The organism is Plebeiibacterium marinum, from assembly GCF_026013615.1.
In the GTDB taxonomy this organism is placed as follows: Bacteria; Bacteroidota; Bacteroidia; order Bacteroidales; family Marinilabiliaceae; genus Saccharicrinis; species Saccharicrinis marinus_A.
This window is the reverse complement of sequence record NZ_JAPDPI010000019.1, coordinates 1-21,693: the sequence shown is the minus strand read 5'-3', so window position 1 is coordinate 21,693 and position 21,693 is coordinate 1. Positions and strand designations below refer to the sequence as shown.

Below are 21,693 nucleotides of genomic sequence, written 5' to 3'. Positions count from 1 at the left end.
TTACTTACTAAAAACTGATCTCATCTTCAAAAAATTCACCTCATCATTTTTCATAAGCGCACTAACAGCAAGGGTTTCTTCCTCCTTCTGTTTTATTGTGAGTTGCAATTGTAGCCCTGGAGTTTTTGAAGGATCAATAAAATTCAGGAATTTTATATCCCTGGCACTCTTTAAACGATACGCTTCGTTAAGTTCGTTGCTAATAATCTCCTGCACCATTTGCACCTGGCATATACCTGGTGTAACAGGCAATCCGGGGAAATGTCCCTTATAAATATCATGGCTGGCATTGAATGTTAATTCAAGAGTCCATACTCCCTCTGCCTTATCAATCACTTTGTATGTAAAAAAATCATTTAACAACATATCAGCTAACTTTTAAAAGAGATAGTTTCATATCAAACTTAATTCCACGGTGTTTAAAATGTATGCCCGAGGGTACACCTTTACTATAATCCTCAAGGTTAACAATGACCCCATTGATAAGCCTTCTTTTGCGGATTTGTTCTAATTCACCATCCACATCTAAGGTATATCGTATTTTTTGCAAATTTTTATACTTCCCATTAGCTACCTTTTTTACCTTTCCCACATTATATATCAGGTAACTAAAATCCTCGGAGAGTGTTTTTTGTGCCATTTTACTTTGAAACAGGCTACTGGCCTTTTTAACAACTATGTTATTATCAACACAATAAAATTCGCATAAAGTAATTCCAACCTCTGTAAGCAGAACGATATTATAATCCTTTTGGGATTGATTGTATTTAAACAACACCAATCCGGAAAATACTTTGCCAAACACCTGCATCTTAGCCTTATACAATGCAGTTTTATGTCCCCTTAACAGCGGCTGTTCAATCTCACTTGACGTACTTTGCCCCTCTTTTGAAATATTTATTGAATGGCATAAAAGGTTACTTAGCAGAAAAAATATGGTCAGGTAAATTTTCATTGAACTTTTTGTTGATAAAATTAATCTCAGTATAATTATCATCCATTTCAAACATGATTACCCTATCCACAGAAAAATCCTTTTTGGCAATCAGCATCTCTATCTTATTTAAAACCTCTTTTAACTCGGCAACTTTAGGTTCTAAAAAAATATGATATTGGGTATCCCTTTCGTATGCTTTAACATTGAAATTTTCATCAGTAAAAATGGTTCCGTTTACCGAACTAATAATCAATTCGCTAACTTTTGAAAACATTTGATTTGATTCAATATCATAATTGCTGGTTTCACCATCTGTTTTAATAGTGAACTTGCCATTGTTAATGGTAATCAAATATTCAAATGGTTCTTTATATTCCCAACGCAGACGGTTGCTTTTATCAAAAAACAGTTTCCCTTTTGAAGTAATAACTGTTTCAAGATATTCCATGTGCTTATCCTGAATAAAGTCACAGCTTATGGTATTTACTCCGGCTGTTTTAGTCTTCATTATCTGCTGGAGCTTATCTACACTAATAGTCGTACCATTTTCTTGTGCAGACAATTGAACTGCCACAACAAATATCAATATTCCAAAAATCAGCTTTTTTATCATATTTCGTATAATTACCCTATTGTTTGTATATCAATTTATAGCAACTGATTTTAAACCCTTTTGGTTACAAAAATCTAATATTTCTTTTAACTCTGTCAGGATGTTTTTATTGGTGTCGTGCAACAAAACAATATCACCAGGCTTAATATTTCGTTTTACCTTATCAACAACCTCTTCTATACTTTTACATGTATCTTTTGTCCGGATACTCCATCCTACACACTTTTTATTACTCCTTTTTATTGCTGCTGCTATCAAATTGTTAGTCACTCCAAAAGGAGGACGAAAAATAGTACATTTTTCAATACCAATAGCTTTCAAGGCATTGTCGGTTTTGGCAATTGAATCCGTAATCCTTTTAACACTCCACCAAGGAAATGAGTTAGCATGTTCCCAGGTATGATTCCCGATGGAATGCCCTTCTGCCAGCATCCTTTTCAAAATAGGTTCATTGTCTTCAACTTTATTTCCAATGCAAAAAAAAGTTGCTTTGGCCTTATATTCCTTTAGCAGATCGAGCACTTTCAGGGTAAGTTCATTGTCCGGACCATCATCAAAGGTTAATGCAATTTCATTCTCTGATGTTTTAAAACTGGATAATGATTTTATAAATAGGTTTAACCTGATGATTGAAACTCCCAGCACTACAATGATTGAATAAACAACCGTAATAAGAGCTACCGGAACCCATAAATTCTGGATACCTGCATCAACAAAAAAGATGCCTGTAAGCATCCCTGAATAAATTGCTGACAGAATCCAAAACCTCATAATTACACCTTGTTTTTAGTCATTAACATGAGGCTATGCTCATTTCCAACCTTATTGTATATCAACACTTTGTTATACTTTTCGGAAGCAATTCGGTTTTTCATCCAGCACTCCGGAACCTTCTGTTCCTCAATTACCTTACATGCCATCCACATGGCAAAAGACGATGCGGTTCCATATTCACCCACAAAAGGTTTATACCACAAATATGGTTTATTGCCAATAACCGAACAAAAATCCATATATCCTGCTTCATCTTCCTGGTTGTTTCCCCCGATCACCAAATCTACTTCATCAAGCTCCAGGCCCATGTCCTTTAATTCTTTCTCAAAATCCACCTTATCTGAGTTAATAATCCGGACACCTTCAAACTTAACTACTGATTCTTCTCTGCTCAATACAAAAAAGCCGGCTCCTTCACCTGGCTTTGTACCTTTATAACAATCCAGCCCTTTAATCAAATCATAAGTAGTTTCCGACATTTCATCTACTCCCCCAACCAATACATTGCTTGCTTTTCCATCCAATATCAACATCTGAGCATCGAGCAATGCTGTTTCAAATGAATTGTGCATTTGTGAAAAAGTAAAATTGTAATTATGGCACTTTAGCAACAAGGCAATTTGTCCGGCAATGGTATTGTGAGTTGACTGAATAAAATGCGTAGGATTGGGAAGTTCTTCCTTTTCCTCGATCAGCTGAGTTAAAAAGCTAGTTGTATCCCTGAGGCATCCCAAAGCGGTTCCTACCACAATGGCATCCGGCTGTTCAATTCCGGCCTGCTTTAATACCGAAAGGCTACATGCTACTCCATTACGGATAATAGGACTCATCCGGCGAAGCAATTTTGGGCTTATATACTTTTTATATTCCGGCTTAACACAATTGTAAAAAGATTCTTCCCCAGATTCAAAATATTCAGGAAGCCCCTTCTCAAAACTCAATTGAGCACTTATAGCATCTGATGACTTAATATAGATATCCATACTATTCAGAAAAAATCACGGTTGAGTTGTTTCCTCCAAACCCAAAAGAATTTGACAATACATGTTTCACCGCCTTATCCTTTAAAACCTCAGTGTTGGGAACCATGTTTAATCCTTCAATCGGGGTTTTAAAATTTAAGTTGGGGTAAATCACATTATTAACTATTGACATGACAGAAAATACAGCTTCGATACCTGCAGCAGCAGCCAAAGTATGACCTGTATACGATTTTGTTGATGAAAACGGAGGTACTTTCCCAATTCCAAAAATACGGTTGATGGCAGTTCCTTCGGAAAGGTCATTGTTATCAGTTCCCGTGCCATGAACATTGATATAATCAATCTGCTCCGGATTCAGCCCACTCATGTCCAATGCTTCATTCATAGATAGATAAGCCCCTTCCCCATCTGGTGAAGAAGCCGTTTGATGGTATGCATCATTGGCATTGGCAAAGCCACTCACCTTACAATATGATTTGTCAACCTCATCAGCTCTTTCCAATACCACATAACCGGCACCTTCCGCAAGGTTTAATCCTTTGCGCCCGGCATCAAAGGGCTTACAAAAATCCTGATCTAATATTTTAAGTGAATTAAAGCCATTCAGGGTAAACATGGTTAAGGCATCAACCCCACCCACAATAACCCTGTCGAGCACCTTATATTTTAACAACCGTACACCATGTATCAAAGCATTGGTTCCTGAAGAACAGGCTGTATTCAAAGTTGTATAATAATCGGTGGCACTAATCAACTCTGCCACTTTTTTTGTTGAATCACCACAGGGGTGGGAATACAAATACGAATAATCCTTTGTTTTCTTCAGATAATTTTGTTCGGTAACATCCATGCCTCCAACCGTAGTTGAAGAAACAATCCCTGTTCTGGATTTCGTTCCGTTGTTTTGTATGGCAAGTTCCTGGGCTTCTTTGGCTGCAACCATAGCTAACAATGTAGTACGGCTAACCCCCTCAATAGAAGTCAAGCCAAGCATTTCTGCCAATTCCTCGTTACTACGCTTCACTTCACCAAGCTTAAAAGCATCTTTATGAACTGTCTCCAGATATTTGATATTATCAATTCCGGTACGCTTATTCACAAGTGATTCAAAGCACTCCTGGGCATTGGTCCCAATGGAACAAATAACACCAAAACCGGTTACTGCAATGTTATCCGACATAGATTATTCGTATTTCCCCGACTAACTAATTATTTTCTATTTTTTTCAATGAAGTCAGCAAGAGTCTGAACTGACTGCATGATGTCTTTTCCCTTTTTAGGATCATCTAATTTAATTCCGTATTCTTTTTCAAGCAAAACGATAATCTCCAATGCATCAATTGAATCCAAGGCCAAACCTTCATCTGCAAATAAAGGATCATTATCCTCGATATCAGAAACTTCAAAATCCTCAAGGTTCAACTGCTCTATTAATTTTGCTTTTAATTCTTCTTTTAATTCGCTCATAACATTTTTAGTTTATTCAATTATTTGGAACACAACATAAGTTGTGCACTATATTCATTATTCATACCCATTTCAAGCCATCCCACAACGGCAAATTTTGTTTGCGTTTCGGCAAAAAGGCTGTCGGTATATTTCAACAGCTCTTCCTTATTATACTTTTCTTGTATAAAAAACATATGCTCGCCATAAAACTTATGCCGGATGCTAATTTCTCCGATAACTATATTGGGCAAGGTATACACAAACACTGCAGGACTAGGTATTTCTGCAATACTATTTTGATAATTAACATCGGTGTTTAGCGAAGAAGAAGCATTGGCAAAAACCAGGGCAACTTCATCAGTCTCTGTTTTGATGTCTTCTACGCCATCCAATAATATTTCTGTAGCCAGGAATCCCAGTTTACACAGGCTATCCATTTTGAAAAACTTACCGTATTTTAAACCAATATGCTTATACAATGACTTAAGAAACGTCACTGTTTCATTGGTATCCCCTTTAAAAAACGTTTCACCATTTAGCTGAACCAAACCTTGTTCAATTATCAGCTCCTTAATTACTTTACTCATGTTTTTTAAAGTATACGGCAGCATTACATCCACCAAAACCCGACATTAATTTTAGCAGCCCTCTAATTGGTGCAGTAATATTTTCAGTTGCCACAGTTATTGGCTCCACTACCCCTTGTTGCTGCAAACCTTTGGTTGCAATTATTTTATTTTCTTTTAATCCACATATGGAAATAATTGATTCGAGTACTCCCGCCGCTCCAAGGGTATGGCCAAAATATCCTTTTAGCCCACTTACAGGAACTTCTGAAAACCCGGACCTGCTGATGGCATGTGATTCCATATCGTCATTATATGGCGTGGCCGTTCCATGCGATGAAATAACATCTACATTTCCTCCATCCTTTAAGGTCTGTTGAATAGCCCTGAACAAGCCTTCTCCGGTTCTTGAGGGTCCCGAAATATGATTGGCATCGTTGCTAATGGCCCCATTCACCAATTCAACAGCACCATTTTTTACTTGCCCATCTGTCTTTGAAATAACAACAGAAGCGACAGCTTCTCCCAATGATAATCCATCACGGTTGGCATCGTATGGTTTACAAGGCTCAGCACTTAACGACTGAAAACTCTGAAAACCGGAGACCACAAATTTTGATAAGATATCTGCTCCCAGAATAACCACATTATTGTATATACCCGAACTTATCAATCGCTTAGCCGTAACCAATGCTGCCACTCCGGAGATACATGCATTTGAAATAACATAAGGAGTACTAACAAATCCGAAGTAATCTGCAATATTCTGAGCAGTATGGGCTAAATATAATCCCTGATTGCCAGCATCACTATTAAGGTATTCTACATTCCCTTTGGTAGTACTGAAAATAAACCCCGTTTCAGGAGACTTTACATCAACTGAGGAAACCACTTCTTTTAAAGATAAGATAGAAAGTTGTTCCAACCTGGAATATCCCTTAATATCCATATTAGCATCCAAGGCAGTGGCAAGAATATTATTATCAATTAAAGCCACAGGGAAAGCAGCATCTGAGAGTTCAGTATTATCCTGAATTGAGATCCCACTTTTACCGGCAATTACGTTTTTATAATTTTCCTCGCTGGTCCATCCCAGCGGTGAAATAATATTATTTGCTCCAACTATAATCATTACAGCACTCCCCATTTTTCTTTCCAGGTTAGATAAAACGGGGGGTTTGTCAATTGCAACTCGCCCTCAGTATCTAAAAACACCTGAATTGTAGTTCCTTTTGCAACAATAACACTATCAGCTACTTTAGAAATTTCATATCTGAAACGTATTTTGGCTGCATCAACACTTTCGAATATGGTTTTCACCTGAAGTTCTTCGCCATACCGAACCTGGTTTTTGTAATCGATATCCACTTTTACAATGGGTGTCATATAACCTTCTTCGTAAACGTCATAATAGCCCAATCCATATTGCTTACCAAAAGCCTCCCTTCCGTCTTCCAGAAACTTAACATAGTTGCCATGCCATACAATATGCATGGAATCCACCTCGCTAAAACGGACCTTTACGTTGGTTATATTGACTAATTCTTTCACTTTCTACTTATATTGTTTTTTCCAGGCTTTGTAACGTTTTCCGGTCACCTCTTTAAAAATATAATATAAAGAACCTGCCCAGTAATTTCTCACACCAAAACCTACCGGTTTAGTAATAAACCTTTCTTCAATTAACTTTTCCCTGGTAGCAATGTTAAATATCTCCAAAACATACGAAGCTTGCACATAGGCTTTATCCATATATTCGGCAACAATAACAATTCCAATACCATCAGTATAATCTATTTGATAACCCGAAAGTATTTGCGAAAGTACATCAGCACTCAGATTGACTCCGGTTTCTGCCTCCAGGCTTTCGTATGAACCTGTTTTATTAACAGCCTCCATCATCCTCAAGTCATAAGTAACCGATGATTTTCTAAGCATTTTTTCGACACTGAATTTTTGCCGTTCATACTTAATCAAATCATTCCAGGCTTTAAAATATCTATCTTTAATAAAGTTTTTGGGATTTTCAGCACCCATATTAACGGCATAAAAATCTCCAATAAGCTTTACTTTTGAATAATCTACCCCCAACCACACATATTGGTAATTGTTTTCGGTAAAAAGGTCTTTGGTTGTTTGAGCCCTTCCATTAATAAACATGGCACAAACAAACAGAACTGGCATTATCCTTTTGATGGCTTCCATAATTTATTTTTTTAGGTTATTTAAAGTAAACAGGTCTTGTATTTTCATACATTAGATTGACTTACATCGTATGTATTACGACCCATCATCAATAAAATTAAATCTATCCTATATCTGATATCTAAAAACGAACGACCTCTTATCCTTTAATCTTCTTTCAAAAAGATATTAAGCACACATTTGGCAACCATTACATCAGAGCTCTTCACAATTCCTTCTGCTACGTTCACCCCCATTGCATTGGTTAAAATCTTCACTTGTGTCTCCAGCACCTCTCCAACCTCAGGTGATTTTACAATCTCCAGTTGTTTTACAGAACCAATAAACCCAACCTTTACCTCACAATCATTACTTTTGGCATTACACCCTTCGAGGGCTGCAGCCGTTTGGGCAATATTTTCAATTAATCCGGCCTCTTGCAGTCTCCCATCAAAAACCAAAGTTGCGTCCTCTTTTATTTCAAAAGATGTTCTGACTTCCGTTTCTGAAAAATCCAACACTTTATCTACAAAAACAAAGGGAGGTCTTTGGGGTATTAATTCTTCAATGCTCCACTGCATGGCTAATAATTGATATGGATTAAAACTTACTTCTTTTTACAGATCAATAGTGTATGGCTAACTCCAATATTCTGAACTGTTTCTTCAACTTCAAGACCAGCCTTTTCCACTAACTTCAGCATATCTTCTGTATGGTACATCTGACTGCATCCATTTGCTATATTGGTAAAATACAATGAAGTAGCATGCAAACTATAAGTTGACGCTTCAAATTCCTGATCATCCCAATAAGTTTCAAGGATATATACTCTTCCGTTTTCATCCAGTGCGTTGTACGAACGGGTTAATAACTGTAAGATATCCTCCTGAGAAAAACAATCCAGAAACTGGCTCATCCAGATAATATCAGCACCTTTAGGGAATGGGTTAGAATGATCCAATAAGTTGATTGGATGCCCATCAACCCTATCGCTAAAGCCGTTCTCTTCAATATTTTTTCTGGCTACGTTCAGCTGTCCGGGTAAATCAAGAATGGTTACCTTAACCTCTTCGTTATACTTCGCACATTGGATAGAAAACTTTCCGGTATTTCCACCAACGTCCAAAATCTGCTTTGGATTGTTTTTAAATACCAAAGGCATAATTTCAGGAAATGCATAATCAGAATAATAGTGGTCGAAAGCAAACCAGCTTTCCTTTACTTTCTCAGGTAGGTGAGCCAAACCTTCGTAAACAGTTGGCCACTCGCCAAACACCTTTAAGCCTGTCGGTTTACCTTCCTTAATTGAATCCTCTAACGTAAACATACCTTCGTAGTTAACATCCTGGGTAAAATCCATGTTAACACGGGTAAGTTCATCACATTGAATATACCAACCTGTTTTGGTGATTTTATAAATATCATCCTCCACAGTAACTAATTCCATACTCAATCCGGCTTCTAACAAAACTTTTACTCCGTAAACAGACAAATCCAGTTCTGAAGCAATATCTTCGATAGTTATACCATTTCTCTTCTTCTTGATTAATTCAAGGATTCCAAGATTTCGCAGCGAAAGGGCTGCCTGGAACATAATTGGGGCGAATGCAATCTTTTGTGCATCGTACTTTGCCTGAAGGGCAGTTTTGTTATCTTTTCCGTAGGTAACAGACATTAGGATTTATTTTTTTCGTTTTCCCAAAATGGGTGATAATTGAACCATTGCAAAGGAAATTGCTCTACCACATCCTGCAAACGATTCACATAATCGGTTAACATTACTTTTATTGACTCATCCCGCAAAGCAGGTTTTCTTTCTTTTGGATAAACTTTTCCTTTAGTAGCAAAGAAATGATAATGGGTATTGGTTTCTTTTACACTAAAAACAAAAGTAATGGGTATGGAATATTTGCTCGCCAAAACCATAGGCCCAATCGGAAACTCAGCCAACTCGCCTAAAAAAGGGATTTTCACTGTTTGGTTTCCTTCCACAAACCTATCGCCATGCATGGCAACAATTTCCTTTCTTTTAAAGGCATCTATAACACCAAAAATATGCGACATGTCGTCCTTAATTGGTATTATATTTACTTTTTTATCGCCAATGGCCTCATGCAAAACATCTTTTAGCTTATCATGTTCTGCTTCAACCATAAGTATGTTGATAACAGAATCAACTCTTTCTAAAAGTTCTCCGGCTACTTCCCAGTTGCCCATGTGGGCTCCAAGCAACAAGCCTCCCTTTTGATCTTTTACAATCTGATGCAGATATTCTTCACCTTCAAAATTAAAAGTAAACTTATCCTTTTGGCCTGAAAGGATTGCAATTTTGTCGATAAGCACTTTGCCTAAAAACACATAGTTTTTATAAATGCTGACTATGGTTTTAAGCTTGCCATACCCCAATCTTACCCTATAAAAGTAACTAATGGATTTTTTATCAGAAAACAACAGATAAAAGAATGAAACAGGCTTAAGGAGCATGTATGCCATCCGGATATCAATTTTTATTAAGCCAATAAAAATTCTATAACCCAATGGCGTTCCTTTTGATTTGCCTGTCCATTTAGCCATTATATATTACTTTCAATATAATTGTATAGGTCATTTAATACGCGGATATCTTTCATTTCTTCACGCTTCACTTTAAACCCGAACTCCTTCTCAATGATGACAACTATATCCACAAAATCAAGACTTTCTAATCCAAGGTCATCAATTAAATGAGCATCATCTGTGATCACTTCTTCATCTATTTCAAACTCGTCAATTAAAAACTCTACAACGATTTCCTTAATCTTGCTTCTTTCCATTTCTATATTTATTTTCTATATTTTGACAAAATGATAGTTGAGTTAGTACCCCCAAATCCAAAGGAATTCGAAAGGATAGTATCCAACTCTTTTTCAGTTGTTTTATTTATGATATTCAATTTTGCAGAAACCTCATCAGGGTTTTCGAAATTGATATTTGGTGCAATAAAAGAATTATGCATCATCAGCGAACTATAAATCAACTCACTGGCTCCTCCCATCCACATTTCATGCCCAGTCATCGACTTGGTTGAACTGATTGGTGTTTGCAGATCGCTGAACAATTTACCCAGGGCTTTGCCTTCCATACTGTCACCTACCGGCGTAGAAGTTGCATGTGCATTGACATAATCAATTTCCTTAGCAGCCATTTTGGCATCTTTCAAACAACGTTCTAACGAAATAGTTGGCCCGATTTCATTGGGCACTGAGATATGGTCGCCGTTTGAAGAAAAACCATACCCTTTGATTTCTGCAACAATATCAGCCCCTCTATTCAAAGCTGACTCAAGGCTTTCTACCACCAAAGAAGCGCCTCCTCCACTAGGGATCAATCCATCCCTGTCCCGGTCAAATGGTCGGGATGCTTGCTGTGGGGCATCATGGCGAACCGAAAATGCAGACAAGCCATCAAAACTTCCCATGGATTCCGGATTGATCTCCTGGCCTCCACCACATAAAACAATATCCTGGTAACCATGTTTAATCAGGAAATAAGCCATCCCAACAGCGTGTGAACTACTGGCACAAGCCCCACTGATGGTGAAGTTGATTCCTTTGAGTTTGAAAATTACAGAAAGGTTCATGGTAATAGTTGAGTTCATGCTCTGAAAAATAGAACCCGAGCCTAACAATGTTGTATCTTTTGTTTCACGAACCCTGTCAATCGATTCAATCACAGGGATTGAAGAACTATCATTCCCATACAGGATTCCCACTTCGTTCTTTTCCAGGAAATCCATGTCAATTTTAGCATTCTCAAAAGCCTCTAAAGTAGCCATATAGGCATACTCTCCTTGCTCAGGAATACCAACTCTTTGACGACGATTTAATAGTTTCTTAAGATTTGGTCGCTCTAAAACACCTGTAAGCATGGAACGGAAGCCAAGCTCTTTACGCTTTAGATCCAAACCAATTCCTGACTTACCCTTATATAATGATGAGGTAACTTCTTCTAAATTTTTACCTAGTACAGAATAGATCCCCATTCCTGAAATTACAACTCTTCTTTCCATTTTTTTAAAGTCTGTTTAGCTATACATTCCACCATTTACGGCAATCGTTTCTCCTGTAATATATGCAGCGCCTTCAGATGCCAGAAATCCAACCACACTGGCTACCTCTTCAGCTTTTCCAAAGCGGTTCAATGGAATATGACGTTTCCAGTCCTTCTCACTGATATTTTCTGTCATCTCGGTTTTAATAAACCCGGGGGCAACACAATTCACTGTTACTTTCTTTTTACCCACTTCCATTGCCAATGATTTGGTAGCAGCCATTACAGCACCTTTAGAAGCAGAATAATTCACCTGTCCGGGATGGCCTTTTTGTCCTGAAAGGGAAACAAGGTTTATGATGCGTCCCCACTTACTCACGATCATCCCTTCCAATACCTGACGTGTAACAAAGAAAAAGCTGTTTTGGTTCGTTGAAATAACCTTATTCCATTCCTCATTACTCATGAAAACCATCAGGTTATCGCTGGTAATACCTGCATTATTTACCAATACATCAATGTATTTATCGTTTTGCTTCATCCATCCTCCCAAAACTTCTTCAACTTTTTGAGGATCGGATACATCAAAAGGAAGCAATTCGGCTTGTCCACCCTCCTGCTCAATTTCAGCTTTTACTTTTTGAGCTTCTTCATGTGCCGATCTATAATTAATAAGGACATAAAAACCTTGTTGAGCCAAATGACAAGAAATGGCTTTCCCAATTCCTCTGGATCCTCCTGTTACCAATGCGTATTTCATATGTGTCTTTTATTTACTTTTAATAATTAAGGCAATTTGAAATATTCCCAAACCTACTCTTTAGGAATTTCTACATTGTTATTAAATAAATAATCTACCACATTGGCGATTTCCTCGTAAAATGGAGTATCTTCCACAAACTTTGGAACAATATTTCTTAATTCATCATATACTTTCTTTGTAGAGGTAGATAGCTTAGATGACGCATCTAGATAATCAACTGCCTGAATCAAAGCCATCATCTCAATAGCTTGTACCTGATAGGCATTATCAATAACCTTTTTAGTTAACAACGCACTGTTGGTTCCCATACTAACAATATCCTGGTTGTCGTTGTTAGTGGTGATGCTATGAACATACATTGAATTTGAAAGAGTCTGGTTTTCGGCTGTTGTTGATGTTGCTGTAAACTGAACACCCTGCATACCAAGATTTAAGCCCAGCACACCCAGATTTACAAATGGAGGTAAAATCTCGTTGATTTTGCTATTGAACAAGAAAGCTGTTTGGCGCTCAGACAACATTGAAACCCTGGTAACGGCAAGCTTCAGCTTATCCATTTCCAAGGATACATAGTCGCCATGGAAATTACCACCGTGATATACATTTTCGTTTTCAACATCAACAATCGGATTATCGCTCACTGAGTTAGCTTCATTTACCACTACTTTAATGGCCGACTCAACAGCCTCATAAACAGGCCCTAATATCTGAGGAACACATCTTAACGAGTAATATTCTTGTACTTTTCGTTTAAAGATCCTTTCATCCACATTTCCTGAAAAAAAGTGATCTTCACGACGGGCAATCAACTCACTATCCTTTAACAACAGTCGCATTGATTCTGCTATTTTGTTTTGCCCTTCATGCTTTTTAACAGAGTTCAGAATTACCGAGAAGTGATCATCAAACGACATCACAATCTCATTCAGCATAACGGAAGCCATTAGCGACCAGTTTAACAACTGCTTTGCCTTGATTACATTAACCAAACCAACCCCTGTCATAACCGAAGTGCCATTTATTAAAGAAAGCCCCTCACGCAACTTTACTTCAATAGGCTTGATATTAAGCTCTTTAAAAACTTCTTTGGTCAATCTGAATTCACCTTTGTAAGTAACGTGACCTTCACCAATCAACACCAGGGCCAGATGAGCCAACTGCACTAAATCACCACTTGCACCAACACCACCGTGTTCTGGCAAAAATGGATATACATCTGCATTAATAAGAGTTTCGAGTAGTTCAAGACAAGATGGGTGAATTCCTGAAAAACCTTGCATAATGGCTCTCATGCGAACCAACATAGAAGCCTTGGCGTAAACGTCAGGAATTTTTTGTCCCGCTCCGGCAGAATGGCTTCTAATAAGGTTATATTGTAAGTCTACCAATTTGTCATCATCAATACGATATTGAGCCATAGGACCCAATCCGGTATTGATTCCATATATAACTTTATTTTCGGCAAATCCTTTAAGGAATTCGTAACTTTGTTTTACTTTTTGTTTTGTTTTCGAATCTATCTTAATTTCTTGATTCCCAAATAGTATACCCTCAACCACTTCAATGGTGAGGTCTTTCTCAGCACTAAGGTCAATCATAATTTAAATATTACACACTTAAGGTTGTTTTTTATCAAAATGCAAAGAAAACAAAATCTAGGTATAAATAAATATATTATAAAAAATTAACCCGAACCACTACATTATTTAGAATAACTTTAAATAAAGGTCGAATATTTCATTGTTTTACAGAAAAATACGCATAATCGCCAATGGGTTTTCCTTTGATTAATGTTGAATAGATCCCCCTAACCTGTTCTGTATTATCCGGCACTTCTCCTGTAAAATAAGAATGTGTATTACCTATTGGAAACTGAAACTTTACTAAAGGCGACATATCAATATAATTCACTGATGGCAATGCAACATGGCTTACGCTATTACCCAATTGGCGTCTGGCCCGTGTAAAAAACTGCAGACCTTTTAGCAAAAAATCATGCTTGTTATACAAAACATAAATACGTCTTTGAATATCTATTTTATTAAGCCATTCACTATGCTTTTTATCGTTTACAGCCGCACTGTTCAAAATTAGGTTGTCGAAAGTATAAAAATCAGAGTTATCCTCCTCCGAATAGATTTCCAGAAAGTAATTTCCGAGGCTATGTGCCAACAAGGAAACATTTCCAAACTCTCCGGATCTCCTTACTTCAGCTGCTAACCCAACAAATGCTTTAAACGAAGGTATACTGGATTCAATTTTTCTTTTGGCTTGCATTAAATTTGAAGGTTTTCCTTTTGAATTTTTAAAAGGCCAATAAAAAAACACCACTGCCACATCATAGGTTTCCTCAATCGACAAGGCTCTTTCATAAACATCAACAAGCTCTTTGCCATAACCATGAACATAAAACAACACATCCCGAACATCTGATGATTTATAATCCATTAGCATACCTCCCAAATTGGCTTTTGCAACTTGTAAAGAGTCTTTGATTCTTTCCACTTTATATAAGGAAAGCTTTCCGCTTGTGTCAATAACATTAGAAATAGCCTCTGAATTTTGGTCAAAGTTGATATAAGCACTGGAAACAAAATACACCTCTTTATTAAACGCTCTTAGATACCCTACAACTGCAATTGCAAACAACAAAGAAATCAAAACCCGTTTCATGCCTACTCCTCCTTTTACGATTAATGTTTATAACTATAACATAAACGAAAGAAAAAGGTTGACATAAAATACGTCAACCTTTAACTGGAGTATCTTGCTATATATAAAAGCCTTTAGTATAACTATATCAGAACCCCGACTAATTCAGCGAAAGCGAATATTTACATCCTGTATCCAGGCAAATATAAAATCATTCTAAATTTTATCGGGATCAATATTTTTGAAATACAATTAAACAACCACCTTCTATATTTAAAGTAAAGCAATTGCTAGTTGACTCATTTAAGGTACCCTGCCACAACATGCTAAACTTCTGGTTCTTTACAGGATATTTTAAGTTTTCGGTAGTTATTATTACATCCGGATGCGATGAAAACAACGAAACCTGCTGCCCCACATAACTGTTAAATTGCTCAGAGGCCACTATTGGGGTAAAAACTCCATGATCAGTCAACATGCTCACCGCGATATGGCCGACATAAGTTGGCAACAAAAACACATTGCCTATCATATGGTCATCGCGCAATCCTGTAGCCCCTAAAATAACCACTTCAGCTATTTCATGATTGATGCACCAGTTAACAGCTTTAGTTAAATCATTTGTTTCCTGATCGCTGCTATGAAACATCTTGCCAGTATATTTTTCCTTCAAATGACCTTGTACCGAATCAAGATCTCCCACAATTATATCGGCCATAAAACCTGCTGCATCCAGTTTATTTACTGCCCCATCGCAGCAAACAATCAAATCGGCATTTTCAAGCTCAGCCAAAGGTATATGATGAGTTGGGAAGGCACCATTGGCCAATACAACCGCCTTTTTCTTCATGATTACAATTTTTTCTCTGCCATATCCAGCTTCACTACCACCAAATCTTTTCTCCACTGAAGATATCCTACAACAGATAATGCTGCATAAAAGAAAAATAATACTGATGTTGGATACAGTCCTTTATAAATATATAACGCCAGGGATACCACATTAACAATGACCCAAACAATCCACTGTTCCAATATTTTTTTGGCCAGCATCCAGGTAGCAACAATACTCAATGCCGTTGTAAAGGCATCCCAATAAGGCAACGGACTATCTGTAAACTCAACAAGCACATAGGATATTCCCAAATAAATAACCAGGCTGCAAAGAACCAGCCCCATGAATAAGGGCCTGGTTACACTCCTCACCTGCAACTCTTCATTTTGATCTGATGATTTTCCCCTCGACCATAAAATCCATCCGTATACACTTATGAGTACGTAATAAAACTGCAACGACATATCTGCATAAAACTTTGATGTATAAAACACAAAAATGTACATTACCGATGTTAAGATACCTACTGGCCACAACCATTTATTCTGCTTTATTTCAAGATAAAGATACAACAGCCCCGAAACCGTTCCGATAATCTCAACTATATTACTGACAATCCATTCCATTATTTTCCTATTCTAAAAATTACAGGATTAAAACTTAAGATTTACCCCACATAAAAAATTAGTTCCAGCCTGTGGGTAATAATACTTCCATATTAGTTCCTCTCCCTGTTCGTACCATTTCCCACCATAAGCATTGTTTTCATATTTCTCATTAAAAACATTGTTTACCTGCACATAAAAAGACATTTCTTTAAACAACACAGGATCCAACGAGTAATGAACCCGAACATTATGCACATGATAGGCATCCAGTTTAAGATTATTGCTGGATGAATTATCGAAATATTGGCTACCCACATATTTACTAACAAAACTAACATCAAAACCCTTAAATGCATCCCAGGAAACAATACTACTTCCCACTTCACCCGGAGAATAACTTATATCTGTAGATCCCAAACTCTTCCCTTTGAATTCTTTATTCCAGTCGGCATCGTAATAAGTGGCATATTCCACAAAGTCTTTTATTTTATTTTGGCTTAAAGTAAAGTTGGCATCCCATTTCAGGTTTTTGAGCAACCTAACACCCCAAACAAGTTCAATACCGGCTCTATAGCTCTCATCCACATTGGTCATAATATCGTAACCAACACTATTCTTCTCCCCGGTTGGAACAAGCTGGTCGCGATAATACATATAATACATATTTATCCCAGCTTTTACTTTTGCCGATGAATAATTATACCCCAGCTCATAATCATATAAAGTTTCCGCCACCGGATAAGATGCCGGATCAGCTTTTGCATCCTTAAAGTTTGTACGGGTAGGCTCCCTTTGGGCTACCGAGAAGGAAGTGTAAACATCCTGCCTGCTGTTAAGTTTATAGAAAACCCCAAACTTTGGATTGAAAAAATTAAAATGATGCTTTTGTATCAAATCCAGACGGTCATCATCAATCCCATCCATTTCATAATCGATATGACGGTATTGCATATCACCATAAACATTCAGCTTGTCGGTTAAATAATAATTAACCTTGCCATAAATATTATAATCTGTTTTTTCACTATCGTTAAAATACCATTGATACCCATTATCTACACCTCCAGACTGTGCCCAAAGGATATTTCCAAAATGATCGCCTTTATACCTGTTCCATGCACCCCCAAGGGTGGCTTCCACCTTGTCCCTTTTATAATTAACAGAAGATGTAAAACCATAAAAATCATTTTCGAGCCATTTTTGGCGGGTCAAATCCGTCTTTTCCACTTCAACTCCATCCACAATTGGGTTATCAAGCCCATAGTAACTATAATCCGTATCATGATAAACATTATCATCATCCTGAAACTGTTCAAAATAACCATGTCCCTGGGTATAATGAAGCGCTGTATTTACATTAATATAAGGCGACAATACCTGCGAATAAAACAACTGATAATGCGTTTGCTTGTAGTTATCTGTTTGGTTGGGATAATATTTTACTTCCCTATTTTTATTGAGATATTCCCCTGCCGGATTATAAGTGCGGTCAGTAACCTTTCCTGCGATATCATATCCGGGATTACCCCACCAACTGATTCCGGTTTCCTGATCACCATTAATAAGGTTAGCTTTTATCATCCCCCCGTTTAAAAAGTATGTACCACTAACAAAAAACGACTCATGATCAGAAAAGGCCCTATCCACATAACCATCAGATTTGAGCTTTGAGATACGGGCATCAAAACTATACTTTCCATCTATAATCCCTGTCCCGGCTTTCAAAGTGTTTCTATAAGTATGGAACGAACCTACCACGCTTTGCACCTCAGCATAGGCCTCCCTGTTTACCTTTTCCGTTTGAAAATTAATGGTAGCACCAAAAGCCGCAGCCCCGTTTGTTGAAGTTCCAACCCCCCGTTGTATTTGTATATTGTCTACTGAGGAAGAAAAATCGGGCATATTTACCCAGAATACACCTTGAGACTCAGAGTCATTTAAAGGTATCCCGTTTATAGTAACATTAATCCGAGAAGCATCCGTACCCCTGATTCTTAAAGCAGAATATCCAATGCCATTACCGGCCTCTGAAGATTCCACCAGTGAAGGGGTCAGGCTCAGCTGATAGGGAATATCCATCCCTGTATTTTCCTTTACCAAATCCCCCTGTGAAATATTTGTAACGGCAACCGGCGTTCGGCTCCCTGCTCGTGTTGAAGAAACGATTACCTCATCGGTAAAAATAGACGAGGACTCCAATGTAAAATCACAGGATATAGATTCGCTGACCTCAATACTTTTTTGAACAGATTCATAACCCAGGTACGAAACCACAAATACATAATCTCCTTTTTTCAGATTGCTTATCTGATAATATCCGGATGAATTTGTTACCGTTCCCTGGTAGGAATCTTTAACAGCAACTGTAGCACCAGGCAAGCTATTCCCTTTTTTATCCGTCACTCTTCCGCTTATAGTAAACTGTGCAAAAATCCCGGATCCAAACCACAGTAAACCACAAACAACCAAAACTCTTTTAAATAAAAAGTTTACCATCTTCTTAATCATTTAAATAAATAGTTAAAAATTAAATATTAATTAAAATGAGGTATTCATAAAGATCAAAAGGTGAAGAGTTAATTCACAAGTTTCCTACGCCGGCATTATCCGGATCAGGTTCATTACCAACCGCCATCGTTGATAAAAGGGTATGATCTCAGCCCGATTTGTTAAGGCACCCCAATATTTCAAAATGCAAAGATAATAGGATTTGATGAAAATAGTACCAACTAATTTATCATGTTTAACCAAAGCTTTATCACAATATCCCCATTCTCCAAAAATAAAACCCATATACAACATGATGAATGGTTCTATTTTTGCTAATATTGCAAAGTCAAAAATTTAAGAACTCCTTTATATATGAAGATCATCATAAAGACCTTATTTTTAGCAATAATAGTTTTGGTTATAGCCTGTAACGAAAGCGATGACTTTTGTCTTTCGAACCAACAATCAGTTCAGGCAGGGTTTTACTCAGCTGAAACCGGTAACGACTCTACGGTTAGTGATGTTTCCTTTATCAGCTTACCCGGCGATGGCATTATTTTGGAAAACGATACGCTATATAACTCGGAGTCGCTATCCAATAGCTTTTTACCTTTATCAATGGCCAGTGACACTACCAAATATCTGGTGAAGATCCTAAACCAAAAAGACACCATCACTTTTATACATTCCAAAGAACTGAGCTTTGTTTCTGAGGAATGTGGATTTGTTTTTAGTTTTGAATTAGATACCGTTATTTATACAGACATCTCTTTTATAGATTCTGTTGCTATAGATTATACCTCAATTAAGTACAACGAAAGCACTGAGAATGTTAAGATTTTTCTTTATTAATATACTGTTTATTGGTTTTACCGCTGCTCTATGCGCCCAAAACTATACAAACCAAACACGATCTAACCAGCAAAGTTATGGTCAAAACCAACAGGACAACCAGCAAGAGGGCACTCCTAAAAAGAAAAAGAAAAAACTGCCATACCCCGACAAAGAAAGGGGATTGTCGATTGGGGTTGATGTGAGCAGGTTTTTGGTTCCGGTTTTAGATAACGACAGAATTGCCTTTGAAGCCAATTTAAAAACAAACTATAAAAAAAGAATGTTTTTGGCCGGCTCTTTAGGATTTGAGAGTGTTTCATTTGAAGACGAATCAACCAACACCCCACCAAAGGACGGCAAGCCCTATTCTTACGAATCGACAGGTATTTATGGCCGGGTTGGGTTCGACTACGACATATTTGTTGTTGAAGAAGAAAACAACAATGACAATATTTTATTTGGATTCAGGTATGGATTTGCCACACAAGAACATGGTGCTGATCAAATCACTATTTCAGACGACCACTGGGGATATTATACAACTTCCATTTCTACCTACTCAGTTACAACCCACTGGTTAGAACTTGTAAGTGGCTTAAGAACTGAATTATTTAACAACCTGTATTTAAACCTGTATGTGAGGTTAAAAACCAAACTGGCATCAAATAACTCCAAAGTGATGGAGCCATATAGGATTCCGGGATTTGGAAGGGGCAGCAATAATATTAGCCTTGGTTTTTCATATGTTGTGGAATACCAGATTCCATGGGGCAATAAAAAAAGGGGGCAGTAATACACAGCCGCTGCAAGACTAGTGCGCCAAAACCTTTTTAAACAATTGTTTTTTGCATTTTTATGCACAACCATGCCAACACTCTATAAAACACATGGTTTTGACCGTTAAATATGAATCTCGTCAATGGAAATGCATCATTCTGACCGTCAAAATCATCCATATCAAAAAATATACTGCTTTTTAACGGATAAAAAAGGATCTCGCTGAGGGAAATGTATCATTTTGACCATTATAAATAGCATGGTCATGGGAAATTAGGGTAAAAAACCATCAGAATGGTTTGTATCCTTTAATATATACCATTAAAATGCATAAATATAATGTTGCCCAGGGCTTTTTTTGCATAAAAATGGTTATTTGGGGCGATTTCCAATGGAGAGGCTCGATTTTTTCCGTCAAAAACATACTTTTTCACAAAAAACATATGTTTTTTGTGATTTACATAGTACATTATTGATTGAACTATAGGGAATTAACCATTTGATACATCGATTTTAAATAGCTGTATATGATTTTGATGATTTAAAAGACCGATTGTTAATAGAACTGTGTGTTTTTAATGGTTTTAAAGACCGATTCTCGTGCAAAATATAACATTTTGATGGATAAAAAGGGTAGCCGCTTCCTTCCGGTTGGGCAAATAATGGTTGAAAAGTGCGATTGCCAGTGATTTTAATGCCCCCCGCTAATGGGCGATTGCATCGCATTCTAAAACGATGCAAATAAAAATATACAATAGGTCAAAACCTTGTAGTATGATAAATATTTCAATGCTATTTTATGTAAGTAAAGGTTTTATAAATGAGTTAACGAATGATTACAATTATCAGAAAAATTGGCAGTTGGTTTTTACAGTTGGGGAATCTTTGCTACAGATTGCAGGGGACTTTCCCTGGTTGGGGAAACCTTGCTGCAAGTTGCAGCAATACCTATATCAGTGAGTTACGTATTTTTGAAAAATATTGTATTTATAATAAAACAGATAGTGGATATATCAAATAACAAAAATTAAAACCACTTTTACTATGAAGAGTAAATTATTGTTGCCAACCTTGGCCTTAACTATTGGAATTATTGGAGGTATATGCCTTAATAGTAAATTCCGTAAACCTAAATCAAGTGACATAGCCAAGTTTGAGGAAATTGTCCGAATCAAAGAGCTGCACCTGATTAAGCACAT

Annotated in this window: 25 protein-coding genes; 3 read left to right on the top strand and 22 right to left on the bottom strand. The window is 37.1% G+C overall.

Going from position 1 to position 21,693, the window contains the following annotated elements; translation table 11 throughout:
* From OM074_RS10485 to OM074_RS10380, 22 genes are all read right to left on the bottom strand, one after another.
* Window positions 1-366 carry an ApeI family dehydratase gene (locus OM074_RS10485; RefSeq protein ID WP_301199427.1) on the bottom strand — a complete coding sequence of 122 codons (366 nt, stop codon included), beginning with the start codon at window positions 364-366 and terminating at the stop codon, window positions 1-3.
* Between the two features lies 1 nt (window position 367).
* Window positions 368-955, bottom strand: a complete 588-nt coding sequence (locus OM074_RS10480) for a hypothetical protein (protein ID WP_301199426.1) — start codon at window positions 953-955, stop codon at window positions 368-370.
* Window positions 918-1,550, bottom strand: coding sequence for a flexirubin biosynthesis/transport protein LolA2 (gene lolA2 / locus OM074_RS10475; protein ID WP_301199425.1), 633 nt, complete (start codon window positions 1,548-1,550; stop codon window positions 918-920). Before lolA2 ends, OM074_RS10480 begins: the two co-directional genes overlap by 38 nt.
* 30 nt (window positions 1,551-1,580) lie before the next feature.
* Complete coding sequence (locus tag OM074_RS10470) at window positions 1,581-2,321, bottom strand: polysaccharide deacetylase family protein (RefSeq protein WP_301199424.1); 741 nt, start codon at window positions 2,319-2,321, stop codon at window positions 1,581-1,583.
* A gap of 2 nt (window positions 2,322-2,323) precedes the next feature.
* Window positions 2,324-3,307, bottom strand: a complete 984-nt coding sequence (locus OM074_RS10465) for a beta-ketoacyl synthase chain length factor (protein ID WP_301199423.1) — start codon at window positions 3,305-3,307, stop codon at window positions 2,324-2,326.
* A 1-nt stretch (window position 3,308) separates the two neighbouring features.
* Window positions 3,309-4,487: a beta-ketoacyl-[acyl-carrier-protein] synthase family protein gene (locus OM074_RS10460; protein ID WP_301199422.1), complete on the bottom strand. Its 1,179-nt coding sequence runs from the start codon at window positions 4,485-4,487 to the stop codon at window positions 3,309-3,311.
* Window positions 4,488-4,516: 29 nt separating this feature from the next.
* Complete coding sequence (locus tag OM074_RS10455) at window positions 4,517-4,774, bottom strand: phosphopantetheine-binding protein (RefSeq protein ID WP_301199421.1); 258 nt, start codon at window positions 4,772-4,774, stop codon at window positions 4,517-4,519.
* Window positions 4,775-4,794: 20 nt separating this feature from the next.
* On the bottom strand, window positions 4,795-5,343 hold the full coding sequence (locus tag OM074_RS10450; protein ID WP_301199420.1) for a hypothetical protein: 549 nt from the start codon (window positions 5,341-5,343) through the stop codon (window positions 4,795-4,797).
* Window positions 5,336-6,454 (bottom strand): beta-ketoacyl-[acyl-carrier-protein] synthase family protein, encoded by a 1,119-nt coding sequence (locus OM074_RS10445; RefSeq protein WP_301199419.1) that lies wholly within the window; start codon window positions 6,452-6,454, stop codon window positions 5,336-5,338. Before OM074_RS10445 ends, OM074_RS10450 begins: the two co-directional genes overlap by 8 nt.
* Window positions 6,454-6,873: an acyl-CoA thioesterase gene (locus OM074_RS10440; protein ID WP_301199418.1), complete on the bottom strand. Its 420-nt coding sequence runs from the start codon at window positions 6,871-6,873 to the stop codon at window positions 6,454-6,456. The genes OM074_RS10445 and OM074_RS10440 overlap by 1 nt, the downstream gene beginning before the upstream one ends.
* Before the next feature lie 3 nt (window positions 6,874-6,876).
* Window positions 6,877-7,527, bottom strand: a complete 651-nt coding sequence (locus OM074_RS10435; protein ID WP_301199417.1) for a hypothetical protein — start codon at window positions 7,525-7,527, stop codon at window positions 6,877-6,879.
* A 146-nt stretch (window positions 7,528-7,673) separates the two neighbouring features.
* The gene (locus OM074_RS10430; protein ID WP_301199416.1) at window positions 7,674-8,087 is read right to left on the bottom strand and encodes a hotdog family protein; all 414 of its coding nucleotides are present in this window, start codon (window positions 8,085-8,087) and stop codon (window positions 7,674-7,676) included.
* A 26-nt stretch (window positions 8,088-8,113) separates the two neighbouring features.
* Entirely contained in the window at window positions 8,114-9,181 is a 1,068-nt protein-coding gene (locus OM074_RS10425) for a methyltransferase (protein WP_301199415.1), read from the bottom strand.
* The gene (locus OM074_RS10420) at window positions 9,181-10,080 is read right to left on the bottom strand and encodes a lysophospholipid acyltransferase family protein (protein WP_301199414.1); all 900 of its coding nucleotides are present in this window, start codon (window positions 10,078-10,080) and stop codon (window positions 9,181-9,183) included. The genes OM074_RS10425 and OM074_RS10420 overlap by 1 nt, the downstream gene beginning before the upstream one ends.
* Window positions 10,080-10,319: an acyl carrier protein gene (locus tag OM074_RS10415; protein ID WP_301199413.1), complete on the bottom strand. Its 240-nt coding sequence runs from the start codon at window positions 10,317-10,319 to the stop codon at window positions 10,080-10,082. Before OM074_RS10415 ends, OM074_RS10420 begins: the two co-directional genes overlap by 1 nt.
* Window positions 10,320-10,327: 8 nt before the next feature.
* Complete coding sequence (locus tag OM074_RS10410; RefSeq protein WP_301199412.1) at window positions 10,328-11,554, bottom strand: beta-ketoacyl-[acyl-carrier-protein] synthase family protein; 1,227 nt, start codon at window positions 11,552-11,554, stop codon at window positions 10,328-10,330.
* Between the two features lie 15 nt (window positions 11,555-11,569).
* Window positions 11,570-12,295: a flexirubin biosynthesis SDR family reductase FlxB gene (gene flxB, locus OM074_RS10405; RefSeq protein ID WP_301199411.1), complete on the bottom strand. Its 726-nt coding sequence runs from the start codon at window positions 12,293-12,295 to the stop codon at window positions 11,570-11,572.
* A 53-nt stretch (window positions 12,296-12,348) separates the two neighbouring features.
* Window positions 12,349-13,896, bottom strand: coding sequence for a flexirubin biosynthesis tyrosine ammonia-lyase FlxA (flxA, locus tag OM074_RS10400; RefSeq protein WP_301199410.1), 1,548 nt, complete (start codon window positions 13,894-13,896; stop codon window positions 12,349-12,351).
* A 139-nt stretch (window positions 13,897-14,035) separates the two neighbouring features.
* Complete coding sequence (locus OM074_RS10395; protein ID WP_301199409.1) at window positions 14,036-14,971, bottom strand: alpha/beta hydrolase; 936 nt, start codon at window positions 14,969-14,971, stop codon at window positions 14,036-14,038.
* A 211-nt stretch (window positions 14,972-15,182) separates the two neighbouring features.
* Entirely contained in the window at window positions 15,183-15,800 is a 618-nt protein-coding gene (locus OM074_RS10390; RefSeq protein WP_301199408.1) for a thiamine diphosphokinase, read from the bottom strand.
* A gap of 2 nt (window positions 15,801-15,802) precedes the next feature.
* Window positions 15,803-16,411, bottom strand: a complete 609-nt coding sequence (gene pnuC, locus OM074_RS10385) for a nicotinamide riboside transporter PnuC (RefSeq protein WP_301199407.1) — start codon at window positions 16,409-16,411, stop codon at window positions 15,803-15,805.
* A gap of 27 nt (window positions 16,412-16,438) precedes the next feature.
* Window positions 16,439-18,901 carry a TonB-dependent receptor gene (locus tag OM074_RS10380; RefSeq protein WP_301199406.1) on the bottom strand — a complete coding sequence of 821 codons (2,463 nt, stop codon included), beginning with the start codon at window positions 18,899-18,901 and terminating at the stop codon, window positions 16,439-16,441.
* 354 nt (window positions 18,902-19,255) lie between these two features.
* On the opposite strand from OM074_RS10380, the gene OM074_RS10375 reads away from it, so the two are divergent.
* The 3 genes from OM074_RS10375 (at window position 19,256) to OM074_RS10365 (ending at window position 21,515) form a co-directional block, all read left to right on the top strand.
* Window positions 19,256-19,735 carry a DUF6452 family protein gene (locus tag OM074_RS10375; protein ID WP_301199405.1) on the top strand — a complete coding sequence of 160 codons (480 nt, stop codon included), beginning with the start codon at window positions 19,256-19,258 and terminating at the stop codon, window positions 19,733-19,735.
* Window positions 19,713-20,510, top strand: a complete 798-nt coding sequence (locus OM074_RS10370) for a DUF6048 family protein (protein ID WP_301199404.1) — start codon at window positions 19,713-19,715, stop codon at window positions 20,508-20,510. The genes OM074_RS10375 and OM074_RS10370 overlap by 23 nt, the downstream gene beginning before the upstream one ends.
* An 816-nt stretch (window positions 20,511-21,326) precedes the next feature.
* Window positions 21,327-21,515, top strand: a complete 189-nt coding sequence (locus tag OM074_RS10365) for a hypothetical protein (RefSeq protein ID WP_301199403.1) — start codon at window positions 21,327-21,329, stop codon at window positions 21,513-21,515.
* Window positions 21,516-21,693 lie beyond the last annotated feature (178 nt).